General features: G+C 70.6%; 20 protein-coding genes. 12 read left to right on the top strand and 8 right to left on the bottom strand.

Annotated elements, in window-relative coordinates:
• Positions 1-10: 10 nt before the first annotated feature.
• Together ACE3QP_RS19110 and ACE3QP_RS19105 are read right to left on the bottom strand one after the other, a co-directional pair.
• Positions 11-5,851: a caspase family protein gene (locus tag ACE3QP_RS19110; protein ID WP_374438276.1), complete on the bottom strand. Its 5,841-nt coding sequence runs from the start codon at positions 5,849-5,851 to the stop codon at positions 11-13.
• Positions 5,852-5,866: 15 nt separating this feature from the next.
• Complete coding sequence (locus ACE3QP_RS19105) at positions 5,867-7,456, bottom strand: ShlB/FhaC/HecB family hemolysin secretion/activation protein (protein WP_374438274.1); 1,590 nt, start codon at positions 7,454-7,456, stop codon at positions 5,867-5,869.
• A 281-nt stretch (positions 7,457-7,737) separates the two neighbouring features.
• Here ACE3QP_RS19105 and ACE3QP_RS19100 point away from each other — a divergent pair, with 281 nt between their 5' ends.
• The gene (locus ACE3QP_RS19100) at positions 7,738-8,229 is read left to right on the top strand and encodes a YiaA/YiaB family inner membrane protein (RefSeq protein ID WP_374438272.1); all 492 of its coding nucleotides are present in this window, start codon (positions 7,738-7,740) and stop codon (positions 8,227-8,229) included.
• 56 nt (positions 8,230-8,285) lie between these two features.
• Here ACE3QP_RS19100 and ACE3QP_RS19095 read toward each other — a convergent pair whose 3' ends face one another.
• On the bottom strand, positions 8,286-9,083 hold the full coding sequence (locus ACE3QP_RS19095) for a hypothetical protein (protein WP_374438270.1): 798 nt from the start codon (positions 9,081-9,083) through the stop codon (positions 8,286-8,288).
• Positions 9,084-9,272: 189 nt separating this feature from the next.
• On the opposite strand from ACE3QP_RS19095, the gene ACE3QP_RS19090 reads away from it, so the two are divergent.
• The 6 genes from ACE3QP_RS19090 to ACE3QP_RS19065 are packed head-to-tail and all read left to right on the top strand — an operon-like array spanning position 9,273 to position 14,197.
• Positions 9,273-9,695, top strand: a complete 423-nt coding sequence (locus ACE3QP_RS19090) for a hypothetical protein (RefSeq protein WP_374438268.1) — start codon at positions 9,273-9,275, stop codon at positions 9,693-9,695.
• A gap of 5 nt (positions 9,696-9,700) precedes the next feature.
• Positions 9,701-10,483 carry a DUF2145 domain-containing protein gene (locus ACE3QP_RS19085; RefSeq protein ID WP_374438266.1) on the top strand — a complete coding sequence of 261 codons (783 nt, stop codon included), beginning with the start codon at positions 9,701-9,703 and terminating at the stop codon, positions 10,481-10,483.
• Positions 10,484-10,511: 28 nt separating this feature from the next.
• On the top strand, positions 10,512-11,087 hold the full coding sequence (locus ACE3QP_RS19080) for a CDP-alcohol phosphatidyltransferase family protein (RefSeq protein WP_374438264.1): 576 nt from the start codon (positions 10,512-10,514) through the stop codon (positions 11,085-11,087).
• 13 nt (positions 11,088-11,100) lie between these two features.
• A complete protein-coding gene (locus ACE3QP_RS19075; protein ID WP_374438262.1) occupies positions 11,101-12,861 on the top strand; it encodes a bifunctional alpha/beta hydrolase/class I SAM-dependent methyltransferase in 1,761 nt (586 codons plus the stop codon).
• Positions 12,858-13,262 carry a hypothetical protein gene (locus ACE3QP_RS19070; protein ID WP_374438260.1) on the top strand — a complete coding sequence of 135 codons (405 nt, stop codon included), beginning with the start codon at positions 12,858-12,860 and terminating at the stop codon, positions 13,260-13,262. The genes ACE3QP_RS19075 and ACE3QP_RS19070 overlap by 4 nt, the downstream gene beginning before the upstream one ends.
• Positions 13,262-14,197, top strand: coding sequence for a phosphatidate cytidylyltransferase (locus tag ACE3QP_RS19065; RefSeq protein WP_374438258.1), 936 nt, complete (start codon positions 13,262-13,264; stop codon positions 14,195-14,197). Before ACE3QP_RS19070 ends, ACE3QP_RS19065 begins: the two co-directional genes overlap by 1 nt.
• 43 nt (positions 14,198-14,240) lie before the next feature.
• Here ACE3QP_RS19065 and ACE3QP_RS19060 read toward each other — a convergent pair whose 3' ends face one another.
• Entirely contained in the window at positions 14,241-14,645 is a 405-nt protein-coding gene (locus ACE3QP_RS19060; protein WP_374438257.1) for an excalibur calcium-binding domain-containing protein, read from the bottom strand.
• A 176-nt stretch (positions 14,646-14,821) separates the two neighbouring features.
• On the opposite strand from ACE3QP_RS19060, the gene ACE3QP_RS19055 reads away from it, so the two are divergent.
• On the top strand, positions 14,822-16,681 hold the full coding sequence (locus tag ACE3QP_RS19055; protein ID WP_374438287.1) for an MFS transporter: 1,860 nt from the start codon (positions 14,822-14,824) through the stop codon (positions 16,679-16,681).
• Here the strand turns inward: ACE3QP_RS19055 and ACE3QP_RS19050 are convergent.
• On the bottom strand, positions 16,675-19,152 hold the full coding sequence (locus tag ACE3QP_RS19050; protein ID WP_374438255.1) for a GspE/PulE family protein: 2,478 nt from the start codon (positions 19,150-19,152) through the stop codon (positions 16,675-16,677). The two genes, ACE3QP_RS19055 and ACE3QP_RS19050, sit on opposite strands and share 7 nt — an antisense overlap.
• 46 nt (positions 19,153-19,198) lie before the next feature.
• Positions 19,199-20,008, bottom strand: a complete 810-nt coding sequence (locus ACE3QP_RS19045) for a substrate-binding periplasmic protein (protein WP_374438253.1) — start codon at positions 20,006-20,008, stop codon at positions 19,199-19,201.
• Positions 20,009-20,191: 183 nt separating this feature from the next.
• On the opposite strand from ACE3QP_RS19045, the gene ACE3QP_RS19040 reads away from it, so the two are divergent.
• From ACE3QP_RS19040 to ACE3QP_RS19025, 4 genes are all read left to right on the top strand, one after another.
• Entirely contained in the window at positions 20,192-21,715 is a 1,524-nt protein-coding gene (locus tag ACE3QP_RS19040; protein WP_374438251.1) for a methyl-accepting chemotaxis protein, read from the top strand.
• 9 nt (positions 21,716-21,724) lie between these two features.
• A complete protein-coding gene (locus ACE3QP_RS19035) occupies positions 21,725-22,474 on the top strand; it encodes a YoaK family protein (RefSeq protein ID WP_374438249.1) in 750 nt (249 codons plus the stop codon).
• Between the two features lie 38 nt (positions 22,475-22,512).
• Positions 22,513-23,310: a substrate-binding periplasmic protein gene (locus ACE3QP_RS19030; RefSeq protein ID WP_374438247.1), complete on the top strand. Its 798-nt coding sequence runs from the start codon at positions 22,513-22,515 to the stop codon at positions 23,308-23,310.
• 72 nt (positions 23,311-23,382) lie between these two features.
• Complete coding sequence (locus ACE3QP_RS19025; RefSeq protein ID WP_374438245.1) at positions 23,383-24,174, top strand: substrate-binding periplasmic protein; 792 nt, start codon at positions 23,383-23,385, stop codon at positions 24,172-24,174.
• On the opposite strand, the gene ACE3QP_RS19020 is transcribed toward ACE3QP_RS19025, so the two are convergent.
• Both ACE3QP_RS19020 and ACE3QP_RS19015 read right to left on the bottom strand, forming a co-directional pair.
• Positions 24,171-25,187 (bottom strand): hypothetical protein, encoded by a 1,017-nt coding sequence (locus ACE3QP_RS19020; RefSeq protein ID WP_374438243.1) that lies wholly within the window; start codon positions 25,185-25,187, stop codon positions 24,171-24,173. The genes ACE3QP_RS19025 and ACE3QP_RS19020 overlap by 4 nt on opposite strands.
• Positions 25,184-25,714 carry a (2Fe-2S)-binding protein gene (locus ACE3QP_RS19015; protein WP_374438241.1) on the bottom strand — a complete coding sequence of 177 codons (531 nt, stop codon included), beginning with the start codon at positions 25,712-25,714 and terminating at the stop codon, positions 25,184-25,186. Before ACE3QP_RS19015 ends, ACE3QP_RS19020 begins: the two co-directional genes overlap by 4 nt.
• Positions 25,715-25,791: the final 77 nt, after the last annotated feature.

Here is a 25,791-nt window from a genome sequence, read left to right as displayed (position 1 = left end):
CCGGCAGTATCTATTTCTCCAGGGAGCGCTTCTCGAACAGGTAATCGGTGTTGTCTTGGTGCCCTGCCGCGCGGGCGGCGCCGTAGCGCGGCGTCTGCGGGAACTCGCGCGCCACCTCGAAGCGGATGCGCTCGTAGAGTTGGTTGCCGATCTGCCAGGCGCTGAGCTGCTTGAGGCGCTCCATCAGATGCCAGGCGAACACGGAGTGGCCGTCGCGCCCGGTGTCGGCCACGGGCTCGTTGCCGCCGGAGGACAGCACCACCACGGCTTTGCGGCTGAGCAGGCTGTCAGGGGCGGCGCTGCGGTCCACCTGCACCTTCTCGCTGCCGGCCAGGGTGCCGGAGTAGCAGCTGTCCGAGACCAGCAGGGCCTGGCGCGCACCGATCAGGCCCACCAGGCGGGCGATGTCGGCATTGCTGAGCCAGCTCTGCGGCTGGTCGGCGCGGCTGTCGGCGGGCAGCCAGTAGCCCATGTTGGTGCCGGGCTCGACGACGCCGTGGCCGGCGTAGTAGATGAGCACCGAGTCGTTGCCATCGGTCTCCAGCGCCAGCTGGTTGAGCGCGCGCACCATGGCTTCCTTGCTGGCGTCTTCCAGCGTCACGGTGTCGTAGCCGAGCTGGTCCTCCAGCAGCTGCTGGACGGCGCGCACATCGGTCAGCGCGCCGCTCAGGTCGGGCACTCGGTCGTCCTGGTAGTCGTTGACGCCGATCAGCAGCGCCACCTTGCGCGCGATATTGGGCAGCGCGGCCTCGCGCACCTTGCGCGCCTGGGCGCGGCGCAGGCGCTCCAGCCCGGTCTGGGTCTTGCCGGCGGGGGCCGCCTGGGGCGCCGCGCTGGCCAGGCGCGCGGCCTGGATCTGCGCCTTCAGCGCCTCGGTGATCAGGCACTGGCCGCTGGCCAGTTCGGGCTCGCTGGTGCAGGGACGCACATCGGCCAGGGCCGGGTCCAGCTGCAGGCGGTGCAGGGCGTCGGCGAAGACCTTCTTCTTGTAGTTGTCGCGCGCGGCCAGCAGGGTGATGAGCTCGGCGCGCGACATCTGGCTGCTGTTGATGGGCGTGAAGCTGGCGCCGCCGCTGCCCTGGGCCACACCGGGCAGGGCGTCGAGCGTGCGGCCCTCGCCGGGGGTGGAAAGCTGCACGGTGGGGGTGCTTTGCGTCAGCGCCGTGCCCAGGGCCACCTGGTTGTCCACCGCGGCGGGGGCCACGCTGGCGCTGCTGCTGGGCGGGCCGGACCGGTAGAAGGCGCCGCTGCCGGTGGCGCTAACGAGCAGGCTGCCGCCGGCGTCGCGGCTGAAGGCCGCAGGGCTGAGGCTGTACTGGGTGAAGCTGGGGCTCAAAGCGCCCAGGCTGCCGGTGCTGCCCTGGTCCATGAAGACCAGCCAGCGGCCGTTCGGGGTCTGCAGGGCGTTGGCGCCGGCCTCGTTGCTGAAGCGCTGCAGGGGGCTGCTGCCGTCGGCGCCGAGCAGGGTGATGGCGTCGCCGGGGGCGGTGGAGCGCAGGGCGGCACCGGGGGCCAGGGTCAGGTCGTCGATGCGCACTTCGATGCGGCTGGGCAGGCTGGCGCTGGTGCGCAGGGTGACAGGGGTGCCGGTCAGCGTGATCCGGGTCAGCGCGCTGGCAGGCATGCCGGCCAGCACGGCGCCGAAGCTCGACAGGTCGTCGAGCTCATCGGCGTGCACGGGCAGCACGTTCAGCAACTGGATGTCCACCAGCTTGCCGGCTACGACGCGCGGGTCCTGCGCGCGCTCGTCCGGGAAGGCCATATTGCGCTCGCTGCGGATGCTGACGGTGTCCCCCGCCTGCAGCAGCCAATTGCCGTTCAGCGAAAAGCCATCGTGGTCGTCGCTGGCCAGCTTGTGGCTGCCGCTGATGCTGAGGGTGTTGCCGGCCAGGATGCGACCGCCCAGGCCGAGCAGGTTCACACCGGCGGTGTTGCCCATGGCGATGCCGGTGATCTGCACCTGCGGGGCCTGCAGCAGCGCGCCGCCCCCCATGCGCACGCCGCTGAGCTCGTTGTGGATGATGGCGGCCTCGCCGTACAGGCTGAGCTGGGTGGCGGCGCTGACGCTGCTGTCGACCACCTTGAGCTCGCCACCCTGCGTGGTGCCGGCACGCAGGCTGATGGCGCCCTGGCTGGCGCTGAGCGTGGCGCGATCCAGGCTGAGCGTGGCCGAGGCATTGAGTTCCATGCTGGCGGCGCTGAGCTGCGCGCCGTGCAGCAGGATGCCGCCCTGCGGGGCCGTGATCTTGAGGCTGTTGCTGGCTTGCCAGATGCTGTTGGTATCCGCCAGCTCCAGGGCGGGCTTGGGCATCAGGCCGTTGGCCTGCAAACCGCCGGTGTAGCGGTCGAGCTCAAGGCCCACGCCATTCACCAGCACCTCGATATCGGTGGCGCGCAGGTTCAGCGCGGTGCCGGCCGCGCCCTGGCTGATGTCGGGTGAGCCGCTGACCAGCAGGCCCCAACCTTTGGCGCCGCCATCGCCGAACAGTTCGATGCGGCCCGCGGCAATGGATGTCTCGACGCCGCCCATGACATTGATGCCCCAGCTACCCGTGCTGTCAGCCGCCGGGGCCACCAGGGACTCGCCGCGCCCCCGCAACTTGACCGTACCCGTGCCGGCCTGGATGTTGACGCCCTGCAAGAGCACACCCGTCGCGCCTTCGAACACCACGGCATTGCCCTGAACGGGGTTGTTGTTGGCATCGAAAGATGGCAGGCCCACGGCCGCGCCGGTGCCGCCGGTGATGGTCAGATCGCCGCCCCCTGTCATCAGGCTGCCGAAATCGACGCGCACGCGGCCACTCAGGTCGCTGTCCGCGTCCGACGTGAACGTGACCCGGGTGCCCGGGCCTTGCGAGAAGTCCAGATCGCTGAAGCGCACCGCAATCGAGCGGTCGGCCTGCAGACTGAAGCTGGCCGGCGCCCCCTTCACCTGGCTGTTGAAGATGCCGATGTTGTCGCCCGTCAGACTGACGCTACCCCCAAGTCCGAACTGCAGCGTGCTGCCCTCGGCGATACGGATGCCGGCGTTGTTGCGAAGCAGCTGGGTGTCGGACACCCGCCCGTTCAACTGCAGATCGATGCTGTCCAGCGTGCTGGAGCGGATGCGCAGCCCATCGCCGCCCTCGCCCAGGCCGGTCAGGCTGATGCTGGCCGCCTTGAGCTCACTGCCCTGCATCGAAATGCCGTCGGCGCTCCCCAGGCTGCCGCCGCGTCCATGCAGCTGGATGCGGCTCGCACTGCCCGAAGCCAGCAGCTGGCTGGTGCCGAAGTCGATGCCCGCGCCCTGGCCACCACCGCGCACGGCGCCGCCATCGCTGCCCTCCATGCGGATCGTGGCGCTGCTGCCCGTGGTGCTGAGTTCGCTGTCGAGCAGATAGACCATCGCACCGGCCGGATCGCCAATGCCGGTGCGTGTGCGCAGGCTGATGTCGCCGCCACCCTGCAGCTTGACCTGGTTGAAATAGAAGCCGTCGCTCAGGGCCTCGAAGGGCGCCTTGGTGCTGATGTCGACATCGGACAGCAGCGAGCCCACCAGCCCGGTGTTGCGCCCGCCGATGCCCAGCAGTTCGAGCTTGCCGCCGGGGTCGTCCGGCCCGGCGATGGCCACATGGGTGAAGAGGTAGCTATGACCGTCGGTGATGCCGCGGTTGTTGGTGCCGCTGAGCGTGACGGTGGCGCCCGGCCGCGCCTGGCGCGCGTCGATCTGCAGGCCGCGGCTGCCGAAATCGCCAAAGCCGTACAGGCCGACGCCGATGCTGCTGCCCTGGGTGTTGGTTTGGCCTTCGAGCTTCAGCTCCGCGCCCTGCACCCGAATCAGAGTCTGCGTGGCGCTGCCGCCTTGGCCGCCGATCAGCAGCAGGCCATTGCCGCCGCTGGTGGAGAGGTTGAAGCCCTGCAGGTGCAGCAGCGAGTCGGCCGCCGCCGTCGGGTCCACCACCGAAAGCGTGCTGCCCGGCCCGACGGCCACGCCATTGGCGCCGCTGTCGGTACGGCCGTCCACCAGCAGCCGGTGGCTGGCCTCCAGCACCACGTTTTGCGCCATCTCGATGGCCGCTGCGCCTTCGGAGCGTGCGTTCAGCCCGATGTCGCGCGCGCGCAGCGTGCTGTCGGCGATGCGCGTGGCGGTGGTGGAGCCAAGCGCACTGCCGCCGCCAAAGATGCGACCGGCGTCGAGCGTGGAGGCATCGATGCGCAGGCCAGCAAAGCCGCCCGGCTGGGCCAGGGTGGAGATCATGGTCTGGCAGCCCTGCAGCGCAGTGCAGATGTCGCGCGAGCTGCCGAAGATCAGGTCGCCGCCGGCGGCGTTGACGGTCACATGGTCGAGGTGGATGCCGGTGGTGGCGTCGAAGTTCAGCGTCAAGGCGGCGCCGGTGCTGACCAGGCTGCTGTTGCTGATCAGGATGTCGGCATGCGCGTCCAGCGTCAGGCTGACGGGGCTGGGCGGGTTGACGGACAGCGCAATCGAATCCGCCAGGATGTTGCCGGCCTGGGTGTTGGCGCCTGCGGTGGCCGTCGCCACGGTCACCGAGTTGCCCGCGTTCAGCGCCGCGGCCAGCGTAGCCACGCTGAGCACCGAACCATCGGCGGTGCTGCTGAAGTTGGGGCCGGTGCTGATGTTGACGTCCGGCCCGCTGCTGCTGATGCGGATGTCGTTCGGGTCCAGCAGCCACAGGCCGTTGCGGCCCTGCGGCGCGCGCAGGTTCAGGCCGGCGGGCCGCGCATCCAGCCAGCCGCCCGAGGTCTCCACGAAGCCGCCGTTGCCGCCCTGCGGCCCGCCCTGGGCGCTGAAGTGACCGTAGGCGCGCGTGGCCTCGTTGCTCCACAGCCAGATCGAACCGCCATCACCCGCCTGCGTGGCGTCGGCGCGCAGTTCGGCCTGCGGGGCCATGTAGACGGCGCGGGCGTTGGGCAGCGCCGCATCGCGGCCGCCGGCCCCGCCGCCCACGTAGATGCGCCCGCCGCCGGCCGCTGCCGAGGTGTCCGCCCGGGAGCCATCGAGCAGGGCCACTTCCTGGCCCAGCAGCTGGATCTCGCCGCCGGCGGCGGCAGTGACGCTGCCCGCGCCCAGGCTGAGCCGCTGGCTGGCCTGCAGCACGATGCGACCCTGCGCGTCGGTGCCGAGCGAATCGGCCTGCACCAGACCCTGCTGGTTGACGCTGGCGGCGTGCACGTCGATGCGGCCACCGGGGGCGCTCAGGTGCCCGAGGTTCAGCACCTCGCCCGCCGCCACGTCCACGCGCACGGCCAGGTTGGGCGCACCGCTGTCCACCAGCTCCACCTGGCGCGCCGCGGCCAGCTGCACCTGGCCGGCCTCGATGGTTCCGGCGTTCTCCACCCGGCCGCCGAGCAGCACGATCTGCCCACCCAGGCTGCCGCGCAGCTGGCCCTCATTGCGCACGCTGGCGCCCTGCTCGGCGCTGAAGCGGTAGCGGCCGCTGATGAAGTCGGCGTCGCTCAGGTTCAGGGTCGAGGTGACCAGGCCGGCCACATCCACGCGTGCCCCGGCGCCGAACAGCACGCCCTGCGGGTTCAGCAGCCACACCTGGCCGTTCGAACCCAGGCTGCCGAGGATCTGCGAGGGGTCGCTGCCGACCACGCGGTTCAGCACCTTGGAGCTGGCGTTGGCCTGCTCGAAGTACACGCCGGCGCCGGCACCGATCGAGAAGCTCTGCCAGTTCAGGATGGCGTTCGGGCTGTTGCGCACGGTCAGCTGGTTGCCCTGCTGCTGCAGCTGCGCCTGGCCTTGCTGCACCTGCAAACCGGCGGGCAGGGTGGCGGCCAAGGCGGGCGTGCAGCACAGCGCGATGAGCGCGCGGGCCAGGGGGCGCAGTGTGGGAAAGCGGTTCATGGCGGTCTCCCAGTCTCAGAAGCGGGTTTGCAAGCTGAAGTGCGCGCGGACGCCGTCGCGGCGGGTCTGCAGCGCGTCCTTCAGCGCCACGCCCACGTCCAGGCGCAGCTGGGTGTCGCCCTGGCCCAGGCGCAGGCCCGCACCCAGGCTGGCCAGCTCGCAGTTGCGGCGCGTGTTCACGCAGGGGGTGCTGCCGCGGTTGCGCGCCCAGCCCAGGTCCGCAAACACGATGCCCTGCAGGCGCCAGCGTTCGCTGAAGCGCGCCCCCCAGTTCGGGCTCCACCACTCCAGACTGGCCTGCAGGCCGGAGTCGCCATTCAGCTCGCGTTCCTCGTAGCCGCGCACGCTGAACTGGCCGCCCAGGCCGAAGGCCTCGGCGGGCACCAGGGCGTCGGGGCTGAGCTGACCGTTCAGCTGCAGCTCCAGGCTGCCCCAGTCGTCCAGCGGCAGGCCCAGGCTGCTGCCGAAGCGCAGCAGGCTGTAGCGGCGCTTGGCGTCGGGGCGGATGGCCTCGAAGGCGGCCTGGCTGCTGTCACCCCCGCCCAGGGCCAGATTGGTTTGCAGGCTGGCGTGCAGACCCCAGCGGATGCGCTCCACCGCCTGCGCGGTGTAGCCCAGGCTGAGCGGCTGCAGGCGCACGCTGGCGCCGGCCGCGCCGCAGGCGCCAGGGGGCAGGCCGGCGATCGAACAGTCGTTCAGGTAGTGGCGCTGTTCCAGCGCCACTTGCAGGCGCTGGTCCACATTGCCGGCGCGCTCCAGGTAGCGGCTCAGGCGCAGGCCCATCACGCGGCCGCGGCCCGAGAAGGCCAGGTCGCCCGCGGCCGTCTGGCTGGTGCCGCCGTCCACGTCGGACCAGGCGCCGTAGGCATCCAGCGCCAGCAGGCTGGCATAGAAGGGCTGGCGCAGGCCGGCGCTGAAGACCTTGACGGCCGAGGGCTCCTCGGGCGCGGTCTGGAACTCGGTGCTGAGCACGCGGTCGCCGCCGGCGAAGTTGGCGTGCTGCCAGCCCAGCGCGGCGCGCCAGCGGCCGGTGCGCTCGCCGCCGCTGTTGTCCAGCCGCGCGTGCCAGCGGCTGGGCGGCTGCTGCTGCACGGTCAGCACCGCTTCCACCTGGCCGGGTTGCACGCCGGGCTGCAGCAGCACCTGGGTCTGGTGGGCGGGGTTTTCGTTGGCGAGTTGGATCTGCGCGTCCAGCCGGCGCACCTCGGGCGTGCGGCCGATCTGCAGCGCGGGCAGGCGCGCGCGCACCGCCTCGTGCTGCACGGCCGGCACACCGCGCACCTCGACGGCGCTGAGCTGCCCCTCCACCACCCGCAACTGCACCACGCCGCCGCTCAGGGTCTGCTCGGGCACGAAGGCCACCACGCCGCCGTAACCGGCCTCGCGGTAGAGCGCCTGCAGCGCCGCCGCCGCCTCGCGCAAGCGGGTCACGCTGCCGCTGCCTTGGAAGGGCGCCAAGCGCGCCTGGATGCGTTCGGGGGCCAGCAGGGTGTTGCCCTGCACCTCGAAGCGCTGCACCTGCAAAGGCGGGCTGTCGGCCGCGTGGGCTGCGGGGCGTGCCGCCAGCAGACAGAGCAATACCAGGGGCAGGACGGTTCCACGCATGGTCTAGGGCCTCATCGCTTGCCGGCTGCGGGCGTGCCCGCGCCAGGTTCTTGGAAGGCCCGCCCGGCGGCCGGCCACCTGATCGTGACAGGTTGTTGTACGCCTGTGCTGCGGCAGCGTCCCCCGGGAAGGTGCGGAGAGACAAACCGGGTAAGGGGGCGCAAGGCGATACCGCGCGGCCCGATGCGCGAGACCCCGAAACCCCTGCCCCGAGGTGCACTGTGCCGCGTAGATACTTCGCCGCCCTCAACACAGAGGCACTACGCACCAAGGAGAGACAGATGGCGACCCGCTACGTGATGCAACGCGACACCAAGGCCTGGCAGACCCAAGTCTGGACGGCCTTCATCCTGGCCGTGATGGCCTGCGGCTACGGCGTGCTGAACATCCCTGGCACGGATGTGGACCGCGGCTTCCTGGCCATCGGCCTGTTCTTCTCGCTGTTCGCCTGCTTCGCCGTGGCCAAGACCGAACGCGACAACCGCGACGGCCAGGTGGACACGCAGGGCTGGGTGATGCTGGTGTGGGTGGCGCTGGCCGCGGCCTTCTCCATCACCGCCTGGGGCCTGTGGCGCATGGCGGTGGACGGCTGGGTGAAGAGCTATCTGCTGGTGAGCTGGCTGTTCCTGGTCAGCAGCACCTTCACCCTGGCCAAGATGCTGCGCGACCGCCACGAGGCCGATCTGATGGCCCGCACCGCCGCAGCCGAGAAGGCTGAGAGGGCCGCCGAACGCGGCAGCGGCAGCGCCAACGGCGAAGCCCGCCAGGCCTGATTCGGTCCAGCCCCACCCCCCCGCCGCCGCGCCGCCCCCAGGGTGGCGCGGCTTTTTTACGTCCTGGCCTTGGCCTGCAGGAAGCGCCGCTGGCGTTCCAGGGCCTCGGCGGTGGCAGCGGCCAGCTGCGCTTCCAAGCGCGCGAGCGTCTGCTGCATCAGCTCCAGCTGGGCCACCAGGGTCTGGCTGGGACTGCCCGGCCCCTGCAACGCGCGCTGTGCGGTGGGCAGGCGCAGAAAGGTCTGCAAGGCCTCGGGCAGGTAGCGCTCGGCACAGGCACCCGGGTAGAAGGCGTCTTCGCCGGCCAGGCTGGCGCGGGCCTGCGGGTCCTGGGCCAGCTCCAGCAGGCGCGCCAGGCCCTGCTTGAGCGGCAGCAGCGCCTGCAGCACCGCATCGGGCAGGTCCGGCGCGGCGCGCTCCAGCTGCGCGTCCAGGGCCTCCAGCACCTCCGCCCGCACCAGCGGCAGCAGGTTCACCGCCCCTGCGCTGCGCTGGGCGCGCTGCCATTGCCACAGCGCAGCGCCCAGGCACAGCGCACCCATGCCCAGCGCCAACCCGAGCGACACCGGCCCCTGTGCAAACAGGCTGGCACTGAGGGCGGAGCTGCCCCCCAGCGCCAGCGCCAGTACGCGCTTGCGCATGGGGGCGCGCGCCACCGGTTGCAGCTGCACTGCCAGCGGCGTGCCCACACGGTGGCGAGCCTGCAATTGCTGGGCGCGGCGCTGCAAGGCCTCGTTCGCACCCGCGCCGTCGGGTTCCACGCCGGCCGCCTGCAAGCGGCGTGCGGCGGTGCGGCGATTGATCGGGCCGGAGCCCACGGCGTAGCGGCTGTCCTGAGGGTCGTCGTCGGCCATACACCGGACCAGGGGAAGGGGGGCCGGGATGATACGAAGCACCCCCCGCTCCGGTGGCGCTGCGCCCTGCGCGTAGCGGCTGCCGATACCGTCGGTGCCATGCGCCGGCCGGGGCGCAGGCCGGCGTTGACGCCCCGGCACCCGGCCGCGCAGCATCCGCCGCCATCCCCTGTCACGGAGCGAAATCGAATGAAGTCCCTGCCCACCCTGCTGCGCCCGCTGGCCCTGGCCGCCAGCCTCTGCCTGCTGCTGCCCACCGCCCAGGCGCATGGCGATCTGTCCGAGGCCAGTGCCCTCTCGGCCCTGCCGGTGGCGGTGTCGGTAGCAGCACCGGTGGTGCTGATCTCGGGGGGTGCGGTGCTCACGGTGAAGGCCGTCGAGGCCAGCGCCGAAGGCACCGTCTGGGTGGTGGAGCGCGCCAGCGACGGCGTGCGTGCCAGCATCCGCTTCAGCGGCCAAATCGCGCAGTCCTCGCTGCTGGCGGCCGGCACGGTCATCACCGTCACCGCCCTGTCCGCCGGCCATGTGCTTTCGGCCGCCGGCCAGGCCATCGCCTTCGTACCCAGCGCCATCGGCGAGGCCCTGCTGCACCACGAGCCCATCACGCGCTGAATCCCATGCGAGCCCTGGTTCTGACCCTGGCCCTGCTGGCCGGCACTGCCCAGGCCGGCCGCAGCTGCGAGCCCCAGCCCCCGCAGGTGGAGGGGGTGACACGCGGCCTGGAACTGGCCGAGCGCACCGCCCGCGCGCTCGATGCCAGCGGCGCCGAGGTGGTGGTGCTGGCCCGCGCCGGGCAGGACCTGAGTTCGTACGGCCTGCGCTGGTCGCATCTGGGCTTTGCCTACCGGCTCAGCCCGGCCACTGCCCAGTCGCCCGGCACCTGGCGCGTGGTGCACAAGCTCAACGACTGCGGCAGCGAGCGCGCCGGCCTGTACCGCCAGGGCCTGGGCGAGTTCTTCCTGGACAGCCCGCACCGCTACGAGGCCGTGTTCGTGCCCTTGCAGGGCGAGGCCGCCGAACAGCTGGCGCCGCTGCTGCGCGACAACCGCGCCGTGCAGCGCCTGCACCAGCCGCGCTACAGCATGGTCAGCTACGCCTGGGGCACGCGCTACCAGCAGAGCAACCAGTGGCTGCTGGAAACCTTTGCGCTCATCGAGCCCGGCGTGCGCGACCGCGAGACGGCGCAGGCCTGGCTCAAGCTCAAGGGCTTCCAGCCCAGCCGGCTGCACATCAACGCAATGACGCGGCTTGGCGCCCGCGTGACGCGCGCCAATGTGGCCTTTGACGACCACCCCAATGCCCAGCGCTTCGCCGGCCGCATCGACACCGTCGGCGCCGACGCGGTGCTGGCCTGGTTGCAACAGAACCGCTTCGGCGGCGCCCCTGTTTACGTGCGCTAAACGCCGCCGCTGAGCGGCACCCCTCCCCATGACGCTCTATGCCCTCAAACCCCGCTTCCAGCGGGGGTTGCGCCCCGCCGTGCGCCATTTGGCCGCGGCCGGTGTCACCGCCAACCAGGTCACCGTGCTGGCGGCCCTGCTTTCCGTGGTCCTCGGCCTGGCCCTGTGCGTGCTGCCGCGCGCCGCCTTTGCGCTGCTGCCCCTCTGGCTGCTGCTGCGCATGGCGCTGAACGCGGTGGACGGCATGTTGGCGCGCGAGCACGGCCAGCAGAGCCGCCTGGGCGCCTACCTGAACGAGCTGGGCGATGTGCTCAGCGACGCCGCGTTGGCCCTGCCACTGGCCTTCGTCGCGCCGTTCGACCCGCTGTGGGTCGCGGCCTTCATCTTCCTGGGCCTGCTGAGCGAATTCGCCGGCGTGCTGGGCCCGGCGCGCCGCTATGAGGGCCCGCTGGGCAAGAGCGACCGCGCGCTCGTGCTCGGGGCCCTGGGACTTTGGATTGCGCTGAGCCCGGAGCTGCCGGGCTGGATCGGCGGCGTCATGCCGCTGTTGTGCGGCCTGCTGGCGTGGACCACGGTGAACCGGGTCCGCCACGGCTTGCATTGAAGGGAGCTTGACCATGGACTACCCCACCACCCGGCCCGAACAACAGGGCCAGTTCCAGACCCATGACGGCCAGAGCCTGTTCTACCGGCACTGGCCCGCGCAGGGGCCGCGCCAGGGGGCGCTGCTGCTGCTGCACCGCGGCCACGAGCATTCGGGCCGCATGGCGCACCTGGCCGACGAGCTGAACCTGCCCGGCTTCGACGTGTTCGCCTGGGACGCCCGCGGCCATGGCCGCTCGCCCGGCGTGCGCGGCTACAGCCCGGGCGTGGCCTGTTCGGTGCGCGACCTGCAGGGCTTCGTGCAGCACCTGCAGCAGGCGCATGGCGTGTCGGCGAGCGAGCTGGTGGTGGTGGCGCAGTCGGTGGGCGCCGTGCTGGCCGCCACCTGGGTGCATGACTACGCGCCCCCGCTGCGCGGCCTGGTGCTGGCCGCGCCGGCCTTCAAGGTCAAGCTCTACGTGCCCTTCGCGCGCCCCGGCCTGCGCCTGCTGCAGAAGCTGCGCGGCGAGTTCTTCGTCACCAGCTATGTGCAGGCCGGCCAGCTGAGCCAGGACCCGCAGCGCGTGGCGAGCTACCAGGCCGACCCGCTGATCACCCGCCCGATCGCCGTGGGCATGCTGCTGGGCCTGTACGAGGCCGCCGAGCGCGTGGTGGCCGATGCCGCCGCCATCCAGGTGCCCACGCAGCTGCTGGTGGCCGGGCGCGACTGGGTGGTGCATGAGAAGCCGCAGCGCCGCTTCTTCGAGCGCCTGGGCAGCCCGGTGAAGGAGCTGCGCGTGCTCGAAGGCTTCCGCCACGACCTGCTGGGCGAACGCGAGCGCGAGCGCGCGCTGGCCGAGGTGCGCCGCTTCGTGCTGGCCCGCTTTGCCGCCCCCTTGCAGCCGCCCTGCCTGCGCCTGGCCGACCGCCAGGGCCCCAGCCATGCCGAGGCCCAGGCCCTGGCGCAGCCGCTGCCGCTGGCCAGCCCGCGCGGCGCCTGGTGGGCGCTGGTGCGCGCCAATCTGCGCCTGGGCGCCTGGCTGTCCGAAGGCCTGCGCCTGGGCCGCCGCACCGGCTTCGATTCCGGCTCCACGCTCGACTACGTCTACCGCAACCAGGCCCAGGGCCGCAGCGCGCTCGGCCGCCTGATCGACCGCGTCTACCTGAACTCGATCGGCTGGCGCGGCATCCGCCAGCGCAAGCGCCATGTCGAAGAGCTGCTGCGCCAGGCGATGGCGCGCCTGCAAGGTCAGGGCGAGGGCGTGCGCCTGCTCGACGTGGCCGCCGGTCATGGCCGCTATGTGTTGGATGCGCTGAACCCACAACAGCGCCCCGAGGCCATCCTGCTGCGCGACTACTCGGCGCTGAACGTGCAGGCAGGCACCGAGCTGATCCGCGCCCGCGGCCTGCAGGACATCGCGCGCTTCGAGCAGGCCGATGCCTTCGACCCCGCCAGCCTGGCGCAGGCGCAGCCGCGCCCCAATCTGGCGGTGGTCTCGGGCCTGTACGAACTCTTCCCCAGCAATGAGCAGGTCGGCCGTTCGCTGCAGGGCATCGCGCAGGCGGTGCCGCCGGGGGGCTATTTGGTCTACACCGGCCAGCCCTGGCACCCGCAGCTGGAGCTGATCGCGCGCGCGCTCACCAGCCACCGCCAGGGCCAGGCCTGGGTGATGCGCCGGCGCAGCCAGGCCGAGATGGACCAGTTGGTGCGCGAGGCCGGCTTCGAGAAGCTGGACCAGCGCGTGGACGAGTGGGGCATCTTCACGGTGGCCTTGGCGCGCCGGGTGGCCGCGTGAAGCCGCAGCCCCAGCAAGCCCTGAAACAGACGATGCGCGGCCTGCGCATCGAGCTGCTGTTGCTGGCCTGTGCGCTGCTGCTGGGCTTGCTGCTGCTGCCCCAGCTGGGGCGGCCCGCCCAGGCCCTGCTGCTGGCCAGCGCGCTGGCCCTGAGCGGCCTCGTGCTGCGCCTGGGCCTGGACGCCTGGGTGCTGCGCCGTTGGCTGCGCGCCGCCGATCTGTCGCAGGCCATGCAGGCCTTTGACGACAGCCTGCAACGCTGGCGCCTGCGCCCGGCCCGCGCGCACGCCCGGGGCCTGCCCGAACGCCTGCACGGGCTGGCGCGGCTGCGCCGCCGCGCGCTTTACCTGCTGGCCCTGCACACCGCGCTTCTGATCGCCTGCGCCCAAGGGGGTATTTGATGGCCCTGTCCGCATTCAGCCAACAGCTCTTCACCGGCCTGGCGCTGACCCTGTGCCTGGCCTCTGGCTCCGCCTGGCTCATCAAGTGGCGCGTGGCCAGCGGCCGCCCGCATGCGGTGATCGACAACCTCAATGCCCGCATCAACGCCTGGTGGGTGATGGTGGGCGTGCTGGCCTTCAGCTTCTGGTTCGAGCGCTTCGGCCTGCTGCTGCTGTTCGCCGCCATATCCGCCCTGGCGCTGCGCGAGTACGCGCGCGTGGCCGAGCTGCCGGACCGGCGCCTGCTGCACTACATGGCCTGGCTGTTCCTGCCGGTGCAATATGGGCTGATCGCGATCGGCTGGTATGGCCTGTACGCGATCTTCATCCCCGTCTACGCCTTCCTGGTGCTGCCCATCCTGGCCACGCAATGCGGCGACACGCGCAACTTCCTGGCCCGCTGCGCCTGCGCCCAATGGGGGCTGATGGCCTGCGTCTACTGCCTCTCGCACGTGCCGGCGCTGCAGACCCTGGCCATCCCCGGCTGGAGCGGCAACGGCCTGCAGCTGGTCGCCTTCCTGCTGCTGGTGGCGCAGGGCAGCGATGTGCTGCAGTACATCTGGGGCAAGCTGCTGGGCCGCACGCCGGTGGCGCCGCAGCTCTCACCTTCCAAGACGGTGGAGGGCCTGCTCGGCGGCGTGGCCAGCGCCACGCTGCTGGGCGCGGCCCTGCACCCCATCACCCCCTTCAGCCCGCTGCAAGCGGCGGCCCTGGCGTTCACCATCTGCGTGATGGGTTTTCTGGGCGGGCTGGTGATGTCGGCCATCAAGCGCGGCGCCGGGGTCAAGGATTGGGGCCAGCTGATTGAAGGCCATGGCGGCCTGCTGGACCGCCTGGACTCGGTGGCCTTCGCGGCGCCGGTGTTCTTTCACTTTGTGCGGTATTGGTGGACCTGAGGGCCGCAGCCCGCGCCGGTTCGCCCACCGCTCGGCCCCGGCTTCAGCGGCCGCACCACTGCTCTTCGCAGGGCACCCCATCCCTGTCGCCGTCCATCTTCACGCCCGGGCAGTTGGCCAGAAAGTACTTGGCTTCAGCGCAGGACTTCATCTGGCTGCAGTGTTGCCGGCCATCACAACGAAAGCCCGCAACAGTTGGCTCCGGCTTGGTGGCCGGCGCAGCCGAAGCCCCGGCAGCGGAAGCGGCAACGGCAGGCCGCTGCAGCCTGCGCTCGGCATTGAGTTTCTCGACCGTAGGGCGCTGGCCGGTCTGCCCGGACGGGCAAGGGCTTTGTTGGAAGGTGACGCTGCCATTCAGCACGCACTTGTGCAGCGGCGCCGCGGTTGCACCAGCGCCAGCGAACAGCAGCAGCGCGATCGCACGCATCGATGAGAGAAGGTTGCCCATGTTGCTGAGCCGCACGCAGAGGCGGCGCTTCCGAGGTGTCGTGCCACGCTACCACCTGGCGTGCGCACCGATACACGGCCCCTGAAGCGACGCTTGGGGGGTTGCAGGCCCTAGCATCCCGCCCACTCTGCAGGAGACCTCAGTTGAGCGCATCCCATTCCAGCCAGTTCGCCCTGATGGCCCAGCGCCGCTTCGCGCCCTTCTTCTGGACCCAGTTCCTGGGCGCCGCGAACGACAACCTGTTCAAGTTTGCGTTCACGGTGCTGGTGACCTACCAGCTCTCCATCAGCTGGATGCCGCCGGCGCAGGCCGGGCTGGTGATCGGGGCGGTGTTCATCCTGCCCTTCGTGCTCTTCAGCGCCACCTCGGGCCAGCTGGCCGACAAGTTCGACAAGCGCGCGCTGATGCGGGGCATCAAGTCGCTCGAAGTCGCCATCATGGCGCTGGCGGCCTGGGGTCTCTACACCGGCACGGTGCCGGCGCTGCTGGCCTGCATCTTCCTGCTCGGCCTGCACAGCACCCTGTTCGGCCCGGTGAAGTACGCCTACCTGCCGCAGCATCTGGCGCCCAATGAGCTGACGGGCGGCAACGGCATGGTGGAGATGGGCACCTTCGTCTCCATCCTGATCGGCAACATCGTCGGCGGCATCCTGATCGCCATGCCCGGCGTGGGCCCGCATTACGTGGCCTGGGCCTGCCTGGGCCTGGCGCTGGCCGGGCGACTCACCGCCCAGGCCCTGCCGCCCACGCCGGCCAGCGACCCGAACCTGCGCATCAACTGGAATCCGGTCAGCGAGACCTGGTTCAACTTGCAGCTGGCACGCCAGCAGCTGGCGGTGTTCCGCTCGCTGCTGGGCATTTCCTGGATGTGGTTCGTCGGCGCGGTGTTCCTGGGCAACTTTCCGGCCTTTGCGAAGAACGTGCTGCAGGGCGACCCCAACGTGGCCTCGCTGCTACTGGCGGTGTTCTCAGTCGGCATCGCCATCGGCTCGCTGGCCTGCGAGATGCTGAGCCGGCGCATGGTGGAAATCGGCCTGGTGCCGCTGGGCGCGCTGGGCATGACGGTGTTCGCGGTGGACCTGTACTTCGCCTGCACCACCCTGAGCCCCCACAGCGGCCCGGCCCACACCCTGGCCAGCTTCGTGGCCGCCCCGGGCCATCTGCGCGTGATGCTGGACTTGGCCCTGCTGGCCCTGTGCGCGGGCCTGTACAGCGTGCCGATGTACGCGCTGATCCAGCTGCGCGCCCAGGCCACGCACCGCGCCCGCATCATTGCCGCCAACAACATCCTGAACGCGCTCTTCATGATCGCGGCCAGCGTGAGCGCCGGCCTGCTGCTGGGCGCGGGCTTCACGGTGCCCGAGCTGTTTCTGAGCATCGGCCTGCTGAACGCGGTGGTGGGCAGCTACATCTTCCTGGTGGTGCCCGAGTACCTGCTGCGCTTCATCGCCTTCGTGCTCTCGCACACCTTCTATCGCCTGAAGCTGCAGGGCGCCGAGCACATCCCCACCGAGGGCGCGGCGCTGCTGGTGTGCAACCACGTCAGCTTCATCGACGCGGTGCTGCTGATGGCCGTGAGCCCGCGCCCGCTGCGCTTCGTGATGGACCACCGCATCTTCAAGATCCCGGTGCTGGGCTGGATGTTCAAGCTGGCCAAGGCGATCCCGATCGCGCCGCAGAAGGAAGACCCGGCCACCTATGCACGCGCGTTCGAGCAGGCCGGCGCCGTGCTGCGCGACGGCGAGCTGCTGGCGATTTTTCCGGAAGGCGGCATCACCCGCGACGGCACGCTGCAGACCTTCAAGGGCGGCGTGATGAAGATCCTCGAGGCCGACCCGGTGCCGGTGATCCCGATGGCGCTGAAGAATCTGTGGGGCAGCTTCTTCAGCCGCGTGGAGCAGGGCAAGGCGATGGTGCGGCCGTTCCGCCGCGGCCTGTTCAGCCGCGTGGAGGTGGTGGTGGGCGAGCCCGTGCCGGCGGCCCAGGTCAGCCCGCAGGGCCTGCAGCAGCGGGTGGCGGAGCTGCTCGCTCAGTGAGCGGTATTCGCCCGCACCTCGGCCAGTGAGCTGACGCCCTGCAGCACCTTGAGGATGCCGTCCTGGCGCAGGGTGTGCATGCCCTCCATCAGGGCCTGGCGCTGAATTTCCTCGGCGCGGGCGCCGGACTGGATGAGCTGGCGCAGGCCGGAGCTCACCATCAGCAGCTCGTGCAGGCCGGCGCGGCCGCGCAGGCCGCTGTGCTCGCAATCCGGGCAGCCGGGCGCCTCGTAGTGCTGCAGCACGCCCTTGAGGCCGTACTGGGTCTGCCAGCTGCTCAGCAGCTCGACGCGCTGCGGGCGCTGCTTGGGCGGCAGCACGCGCAGGTAGTCATCCATCAGGGCCTCGCGCTCATGGGCTTCGAGCGGGCGGTGGCGCACGCAGCTGGGGCAGAGGCGCCGCACCAGGCGCTGCGCCAGCACGGCGATCAGCGAGTCGGCGAAGTTGAAGGGGTCGCAGCCCATGTCGAGCAGGCGGCCCACGGTTTCGGCGGCGCTATTGGTGTGCAGGGTGCTGAGCACCAGATGCCCGGTGAGTGAGGCCTCGATGGCGATCTCAGCGGTCTCCTGGTCGCGGATCTCGCCGACCATGATGACGTCGGGGTCGGCGCGCAGGAAGGCGCGCAGCGCGCGCGCAAAGGTCCAGTCGATCTTGGGATTGACCTGCACCTGGCGCAGCCCCGGCTGGGTGATCTCGACCGGGTCCTCGGCGGTCCAGATCTTGCGCTCGGCAGTGTTGATGTGGGCCAGCACCGAGTGCAGGGTGGTGGTCTTGCCCGAGCCGGTGGGGCCCACGCACAGCACCATGCCGTGCGGGCGCTCCACGGCCTCGCGCAGCGCGGCCAGCTGCGGCGCCCCCATGCCCAGCTCGTCCATCGTCAACGGCTTGCTGCTGGCCAGCAGGCGCAGCACCACGTCCTCCAGCCCATGCGTGGTGGGGATGGTGGCGACGCGCAACTCCAGCGGGTGGCGCTGCGAGAAGCGGGCGAAATTGATCTTGCCGTCCTGCGGCTTGCGGCGCTCGGAGATGTCGAGGTCGCACATCACCTTGATGCGCGCCACCACTGCCTGGCGGTAGGTGTGCGGCAGCTCCAGATAGGGCGCCAGCACGCCGTCGCGCCGGAAGCGGATGCGCACCTTCTCGCGCCCGGGCTGGCATTCGATGTGGATGTCGGAGACACCGCGCGCATGCGCCTCCAGGATCATGCTGTTGATCAGGCGCACGAGGTTGTTGTCGCTCTGCTCGATCGGGCGCTCGTCGTGCTCGGCGCGCAGGCCGCCCTCGCGCTCCAGGGTCTCGACCAGCTGATCGGTGCGCGGGGCGTCGAGGTGCTCGCCGTCGCGCCGGTTGCCCTGCATGGCGCCGATGCGCTCGTAGGCGGCTCGGATGCCCAATCCCAGCTGGCCCAGCGGCGCCAGCGTGGGCACCACCTTGGCCTGGCCGACGAACTCGATCTCCTCCAGCACATCGCGCCGCGTCGGGTCTTCCATGGCCACGATCAGCCGGCCTTCGCGCAGCAGCAGGGGCAGCACCTCCAGGCGCCGCGCCACCGCATGCGGCAGGCGCTGCAGGGCCAGCAACTCGACCGGAAAGTGCGCCACGTCCACCGTGGGGTAGCCCATCTTGCGCGCCAGTGCGGACTGCAGCTGCTCGCGCGTCACCCAGCCGCGCAGCACCAGCAGCTGGCCCAGCGGCATGCCGCGTTCGTGCTTCTGCTGCTCCAGCGCCGCCTCCAGCTGCTGCTGGCTGATCAGATGCATGGCTACCAGGGCCTCGCCGATGCGCAGGATGGGCATGCGCGACTGCGACTCAAGCGCTTGCAGCAGCTGTTCGGGGCTGACGATCGGACCGTCCGCCCGGCTGCTGTCCACGCCACGGGGAAGGGGTTGCACACCCAGCCCACCGCCATCCAGCGGCAGCTCGGCGATGCGGCGGCCATAGTCCCAGTGCTCGATGGCCTCGCGCGGCACGAACAGCCGGTGCACCGAATCGTCCTCAGGGCTCAGGGGCAGGAACAGGAACAGCCCGAGCTCGTCTTCCAGATGGCCAATGGTCTGGCCCTGCAAGACCTGGCCGCCGCGCAGGCGCAGTCGGTACCCGTGGCGTGGGCGGCGGTCGAAGTCGCTCTCGGCTTCGTCCTCGCCGCCGACGCGCAGCGGCAAGGCCGGCGGCACGCGCAGTGGGCGCAGCAGGCGCAGGCTGAGTAACTCATCCCAATCCACCTGCAGGGCCTGCGGCGTGCTGGGCAGGCGCAGCAGCACCTGACGCGGGCCGGGCAGCAGGCGCAGCAACTGCCCGACGCTGCGCGCGCCATTGATGGCGATGATCTCGACGGGTTCGGCCTGTTCCTGTGGCTGCGGCGCCGGGTAGGCGGCGAAGGGCGGCGTGGGCCAGCTGAAGCCTTCTGGCCCGATGTGCGCCTCGCCCAGCGCATCGGGCTCGGTGGCCTCGTATGAATCGGTATCGGGCATGAACTCCTCCGCTGCACGCCCCGCCGTGCCCTTGGGAAGCTGCAGCTTAGGGCAGCCCGGTGCCGTCCGGCAGGAAGGGCTTGTAGAGCTTCTGCGCGGCACCGCTGGCGTGCAGCTCGCTCAGGGCCTGGTCCAGACGGCGCAGCAGCTCCGCCGCGCGCGGGGAGCCGCGCCCCACCAGCAGGTGCTGGCTGACGGGCTCACGCCCCGGGTAGGGCAGGAACTCGAAGTCCTCGGACAGGCTGACGAAACCGAGCTGGGCGGCCCCGCGCACCGGCTCGCGCGAGGACAGCACCAGCTCGCAACGCCCGCGCGCCAGTTTGTCCAGCACCGCCTTGAGCGAAAGCGCGCCGCTGTCCACGCCGCTCACGCCGCGCTCGCTCAGCCAGCCGTAGTTGTAGCCATGGATGCCGCACAGACGGTACTGCCCCAGATCCTCCAGGCGCTCCAGCTGCGGGCCCTGCGGATAGCTGCGGCGCGAGTACCAGACGCCGCCGGTGATGCGGTGCAGCGGCTGGGTGAACAGGAAGTGGCGCTCGCGGTCCTGGTTGCGGCTGCCGTAGATCAGCAGCTCGATCTCGCCGCGCTGCGCCACCTCCTGGACCTCGCGCAGGCAGCGCGGCCAGGGCATGGGCCGCCACTGCACGGCCAGGCCGGCGCGATCCAGCGCCGCGCGCGTGAGCGCCAGCGTGGCGCCCTGCCAGCGGCCCTGGGCATCGCGGTACAGATAGGGGGTGTGGTCGGCCTCGTCGAAGCAAACCTGCACCGGAGGGTCGGCCGCCCGGGCGCACCCCGCCGCCAGGGCGAAGCACAGGGCCAGCGCCGCGCGCCAGCGAAACAAGCGAAGGATCTGCATGGGCGGGCGCAGCTTAGGGCAAGGCGCAGTCTCCCGGCGGGGCCAAGCCCAAGCCTGACCGCCTCCGCGGCGGAAGTTCCGCACGGGTGGGCCTTGATGTCGGTCAAGCCGCACCGGAGCGCCCCCGCGCCTGCAGGGGGTGGCCGTTACAGTCCCCCGGCTGCATTCAGGAGGAGAACAGGCATGCGGGACCTCAGCATTCGCGCGCGGCTCTGGTCGGTGATCGCCGGCTTCGTGGTGGTGATCCTGGTCGGCTCCGCAGTCGGCCTGTACGGCACCCAGCAGGGCACGGCCGCGGCGGGCGCCATCTACGAACAACGCGCGCTGCCGATCGCGCAGCTCGGCCGCATCGAGGCCCAGCTGATGGACACCCGGCTGGCCGTGGACGCCGCACTGACGCAGCTCAACGCCATGGCGGCACTGGAGGCGCAGATCGGCAAGCTCGACAGTGGCCTCAAGACCTACCAGGCCCAGCCCAAGCCGGCCAAGCTCAAGGCCGCCGACGAGGCCCTGAGCCAGGCCTACACCAGCTTCCAGAAGAGCGGCCTGGAGCCGCTGCTGGCGGCGCTGAAAGCCGACGACGGCGAGAAGGCCCGTGCCCACTCCGAGGGCCCGCTGGCCGAGCAGTTCAAGGCCCTGCGCGGCCGCATTGCCGAGACCAGCCAGCAACTCGTGGACGACGTGCGCGGCGCGCACGAGGAAGCGCAGTGGCGCTGGCGCACCATGATCTGGGTGGTCATCGTCGGCGTCAGCTTCGCCTTCGCCGCCGTGGGCCTGTACGGGCGCTGGCTGGTGGTCTCCATCACCCGGCCGCTGAACGAAGCGGTCAAGGTGGCCGAGCGCGTGGCCGCCGGGGACCTGACGGCCGATGTGGACGCCCAGGGCCGTAATGAGCTGGCCAAGCTGATGCAGGCGCTGCAGACCATGAACCAGAACCTCTCGTCCATCGTGGCGCGCGTGCGTGGCGTGGCCGATTCGATCGCCACCGGTTCGAGCGAGATCGCCAGCGGTAACACCGATCTCTCGCAGCGCACCGAGGCGCAGGCCAGCAATCTGCAGCGCACCGCCTCGGCGATGGAGGAGCTCTCCACCACCGTGCGCCAGAACGCCGAGACCTCGCGCGAGGCCAACACGCTCTCGGGCACCGCCAGCAGCGCCGCCAGCGCCGGTGGCGAGGTGGTGGCGCGCGTGGTGGACACCATGCAGGGCATCAGCGAGAGCTCGCGCCGCATCGCCGACATCGTCGGTCTGATCGACTCGATCGCCTTCCAGACCAACATCCTGGCCCTGAACGCGGCCGTGGAGGCGGCGCGCGCCGGCGAGGCCGGGCGCGGCTTCGCCGTGGTGGCCGGCGAGGTGCGTGCGCTGGCGCAGCGCAGTGCCACGGCGGCGCGCGAGATCAAGACCCTGATCGAGCAATCGGTCGAGAAGGTCGAGTCGGGCAGCCGCCAGGCGCACGAGGCCGGACAGTCGATGCAGCAGATCGTCGAGCGCGTGCAGAAGGTCAGCAGCCTGATCGGCGAGGTCTCCCATGCCTCGGCCGAGCAGAACGCCGGCATCGCCAGCGTCAGCCAGTCGGTCGTCGAGCTGGACCAGGTGACGCAGGCCAACGCGGCGCTGGTCGAACAGTCCGCCGCCGCGGCCGAGAGCCTGCGCCAGCAGGCCGGCCAGCTCGTCGAGCTGGTCAGCTCCTTCAAGCTGCGCTGAGGCTCAGGCTTGCCGCTTCACTTCGCGCGCCAGCTCACCGGCCCGGCGCGCACGCTGCAAGGCAACCGCCGGCTCGGGCTCACGCTGGCCTTCGTGGCCGGCGCCATGAACGCCGGCGGCTTTCTGGCCGTGCAGCAGTACACCTCGCATGTCACTGGCACCGTCTCCTCGGTGGCCGATCAGTTCGTGCTCGGCCGCTTCGACCTGGTGCTGGACGGCATCGTCGGCGTGCTGGCGTTCTTGTTCGGCGCCATGGTGTGCGCGCTGCTGGTGAACTACGCGCGGCGGCGGCGCCTGCACAGCGAGTACGCGCTGCCCCTGCTGCTGGAAGCCGCGCTGATCCTGGCCTTCGGCCTGCTGGGCTCGCAATTGGCGCATTGGGAAGGCCTGCTGGTGCCTGCCACCGTGGTGCTGCTGTGCTTCATCATGGGTCTGCAGAACGCCGTGATCACCAAGCTCTCGAACGCCGTCATCCGCACCACGCACATGACGGGCATCGTCACCGACCTGGGCATCGAGCTGGGCAAGCTGGTGTACTGGAATCGCGCGGAGACGGAGCAGGCCCCGGTGCTGGCTGACCGCGCCCGCATGGCCGTGCTGGCCAGCCTGCTGGCCTGCTTTCTGGGCGGCGGCCTGGCCGGGGCCTATGGTTTCAAGGCTTTCGGCTACCGCTCCACCTTGCCGCTGGCCCTGCTGCTGGCCGCGCTGGCGGCCGTGCCGGCAGCGGACGATCTGCGCCAGCGCTGGGGCGGCCGCTGATGTCCGCAATGCGGCCGTGCAGGGGCACACTGGGAGGCATGCGTCGCCTGCTGTGGCCTCTGATCGCCAGCCTTCTGCTTGCCGCCAGGCCCGCGGTGGCCGCGCCCGAGCTGCCGACCGAACTGGCGCTCTGCGACGACGCCAACGAATGGCCTCCCTATACCCAGTACCGGCGCGATGCCGCGGGCCAACCGGTGGGCGAGTTGACCGGCTTCACGGTGGAGCTGCTGCGCCTGATCGCCAGCCGCCACGGACTGCAGCTCCGCTTCGAGATGCTCCCCTGGGCACGCTGCCAGTTGCAGGTGCGCCAGGGCGAGAGTCTGGGCCTGCTGAACGCCATCCGCACCCCCGAACGCGACCGGGAGTTCCTGGTTTCGGCGCCCTTGTACGAGACACGGTTGCTCTACGTGTGGAGCCGGCAGCAACACCCCAACGGTCTGGGCCTGAAAAGACAGCAGGATTTGCAGCACTGGCGGGTTGGCGGGCTGAAGGGGTACAGCTACTCGCAGATGGAGGACGTCAATCTGCGCGGCATGACGAGGGTGCGCAGCTACGAAGCCCTGCTGGAAATGCTGCGTCTGCAACGCGTCGATCTCGTGCTGGTCAACGAGAACGTGCTCCAGGGCCGCGCGCTGCTCGGCTTGGAAGCTTTTCGCGACGCGCGGAGCTTTGGCGTGGCCCCATTGCCTGAGCGCAAGCCCAGCGTCTTCCACCTGATGTTCACCCGCACCCGCCCCGAGGGTGCGCTGCTGCACGCGTTGGTTAACGAGGACCTGAAGGTCCTGCAGCGAGGTGGCGAGCTGGCGCGACTGCGCGCGCAGTTCCTTAGCCCTTGATGCGAGCCCGCCCTCGACCGACTGCGGCGGCGGCGCTGGGGCGACCTTAAGCCTCTTAGACTTCGCGCCTTCATGTGGCGCTTCCTCCTTTCCCTGCTGCTCGGCCTGGGCGGCCTTGGCCCGGCCCGGGCTCTGCCAACACCAGTGCGCCTGTGCGACGACGTCAACGAGTGGCCGCCCTACACCTACTTCCGTCGCGTGGACGGCCAGCGCAGCGCCGAGCTGACCGGCTACACCGTGGAGTTGCTGCGCCTGATCGCGCAGCGCCGCGGCTTTGAGCTGCGCATTGAAATGCTGCCCTGGAAGCGCTGTGTCGAGGCGGTTCGCTATGGCGAGATGCTGGGCTTTCTGAACGCCATCGTCACGCCCGAGCGCAAGGCGGACTTTCTGATCTCGGACCTGCTGTACGAAACCCGCTTGCTGGCGCTGTGGAGCCGTCAGCAGCACCCGAACGGCCTGCGCGTGCACAGCCAGGCGGATCTGGCCGCGCTGCGCATCGGCGGCGTGCATGGCTACAGCTATTCGCAGCTGTCGGAAGCCGAGCAGGCGCGCCTGCAGCGTGCGCCGCATTACGAATCCCTGGTGCAGATGCTGCACCGCGGCCGCGTCGATGTGGCGCTGGTGAACGAGGGCGTGATGCTGGGCCACGCGGCACTGGGCAGCCCGGCCTTCGCGGCCAGCGCGAGCCTGGGCCAGACCGCGCTGCAGGACCGCCAGCCCAGCCGCTTTCACCTCATGTTCACGCGCGCCAGACCCGAGGGTGAGCGCCTGCAGGCCCTGGTGAACGAGGAGCTGGCGGCGCTGCAGCGCAGCGGCGAGCTGGCGAAGCTGCGCGCCCAGTTCCTTGGCGGCTCAGGGTCCTAGCGCTTCTTGGCTGGCGGCGGGTTGTAGTCCACCGTCTGGCACTCGGCGCCCTTGGGGTCGGCACAGCAGGCGGCGAGCTTGCGCAGGCTGTCGTTGAAGGCCTCGTCCCATTGCAGTTTGCTGTGCAAGTTGCCCGGGCTCATCCAGTGCGATTGCGGGAACTGGCGCGACCATTCATTGCCGCCCTCCTGCGGCGCGCGGCCGGTGCTCTGCCACATCGCGGTTTGGCAGGAGTTCATGTTGCCGATGCGGTGGCAGGCGGTGCAGGTATTGCCGCGCGTGGTGATGCCGAAGGCGTGCAGGTTCCACCAGGCCTTCTGGAAGTCCTTGCCAATCGCCTTGGGTTGGTAGCGCCCGAAGGGGTCGCCGGGCAGCTGGGTGGTCTGGGCGATGTAGGGGCTGTACATGAAGGGCCCGCTGTCGTGGCAGCTGACACAAGCCGGCTTGCTTTCGGCCACCTGCTTGGGGCTGAGCCAGACCTTGTCGGGCGGCAGCATCTGCAGGTTTTCGCTCGGGCGTGGCTCCATGGCCTGGCGCGTGCTCAGCGCTGACGGAGAGGGCACGAAGCGGCCGTCGATGCCACCGGCCGCCGTCAGCGGCTCCTGGGCCTTGGCGGTGAACCAGCAGCTCTTGCCGCTCTTGAGGCTGTGCGAGATGACATTGATCTCGTCGAACAGCGGGCTGCCGGCCGGGCGCGCCACCTTCTTGCGGCAGATGGCGCTGATCTGCGCCGTGGCGTCGTCGCGCAGCAGCAGGGCGCGGCTGCCGGGCACGCATTGGCCTTGCGAGCCCGGTTCATACGCGGGCAGCAGCGAGGGGCGGTCGCAGGTCTTGGGCGCTTCGGTGGGCGGCACGGGCTTGCCACCGTCCACGGTGATGGGGATCTCCTCGCCGGCCATGCAGTTGAAGGCCGGGATGGCGGCGATCTCCTTCGCGCATTGGCGGCCGTACTCGAACAGGGTCTCGGCCTGCGCGACGCCGGCCAGCAGCAGGAGGGGCAGCAGGCGTTTCATCGCACAAGTCCCTTCTCTTCCAGGATGACGACGCGGATGGCGGCCTGGTAGCGCGCGTAGCCGGTGCAGCGGCAGATGTGCTGGCCCACCGCCTCTTCAATCGCCTGGTCCAGATCGGCACGTGCGATGGGCGCGACGCGCAGGCGCGCGATCAGCATTTCCGTGGCCATCACGAAGCCCGGCGTGCAGTAGCCGCACTGGAAGGCGAAATGCGTCAGGAAGGCCTGCTGCACCATGCTGGGTTTTTGCGGGCTGCCGGTTCCTTCCACGGTGGTGATGCGTTGGCCTTGCAGCAGGGCCACCGGGGTGGAGCAGGCGAGCAGCGGTTGCGGCTGGCTGCTGGGCGTGCGCTGCGCGGCCACGGTGCAGGCCTTGCAGACGCCGATGCCGCAGCAAAGCCGCGTGCCGCTGAGGCCCAGTTCCTCTTGCAGGAAGTCAACCAGGGCGAGGTCACTCGGGACCTCGGTGTTCACAGGCTTGCCGTTGACGTGGAACTGGACTTTGACCGTTTGTGTTGGGTCGCTCATTGCTTCTTCTCCCCTTGTGCTTGCTCGTGGCAGCCCGCAGGGGTCTTCAACCCCTGCACCCCGACCCCCTTTTCTTT

The organism is Inhella sp. (genome assembly GCF_041912635.1).
GTDB lineage: Bacteria > Pseudomonadota > Gammaproteobacteria > Burkholderiales > Burkholderiaceae_C > Inhella.
This window is presented reverse-complemented; position numbering and strand designations above follow the sequence as displayed.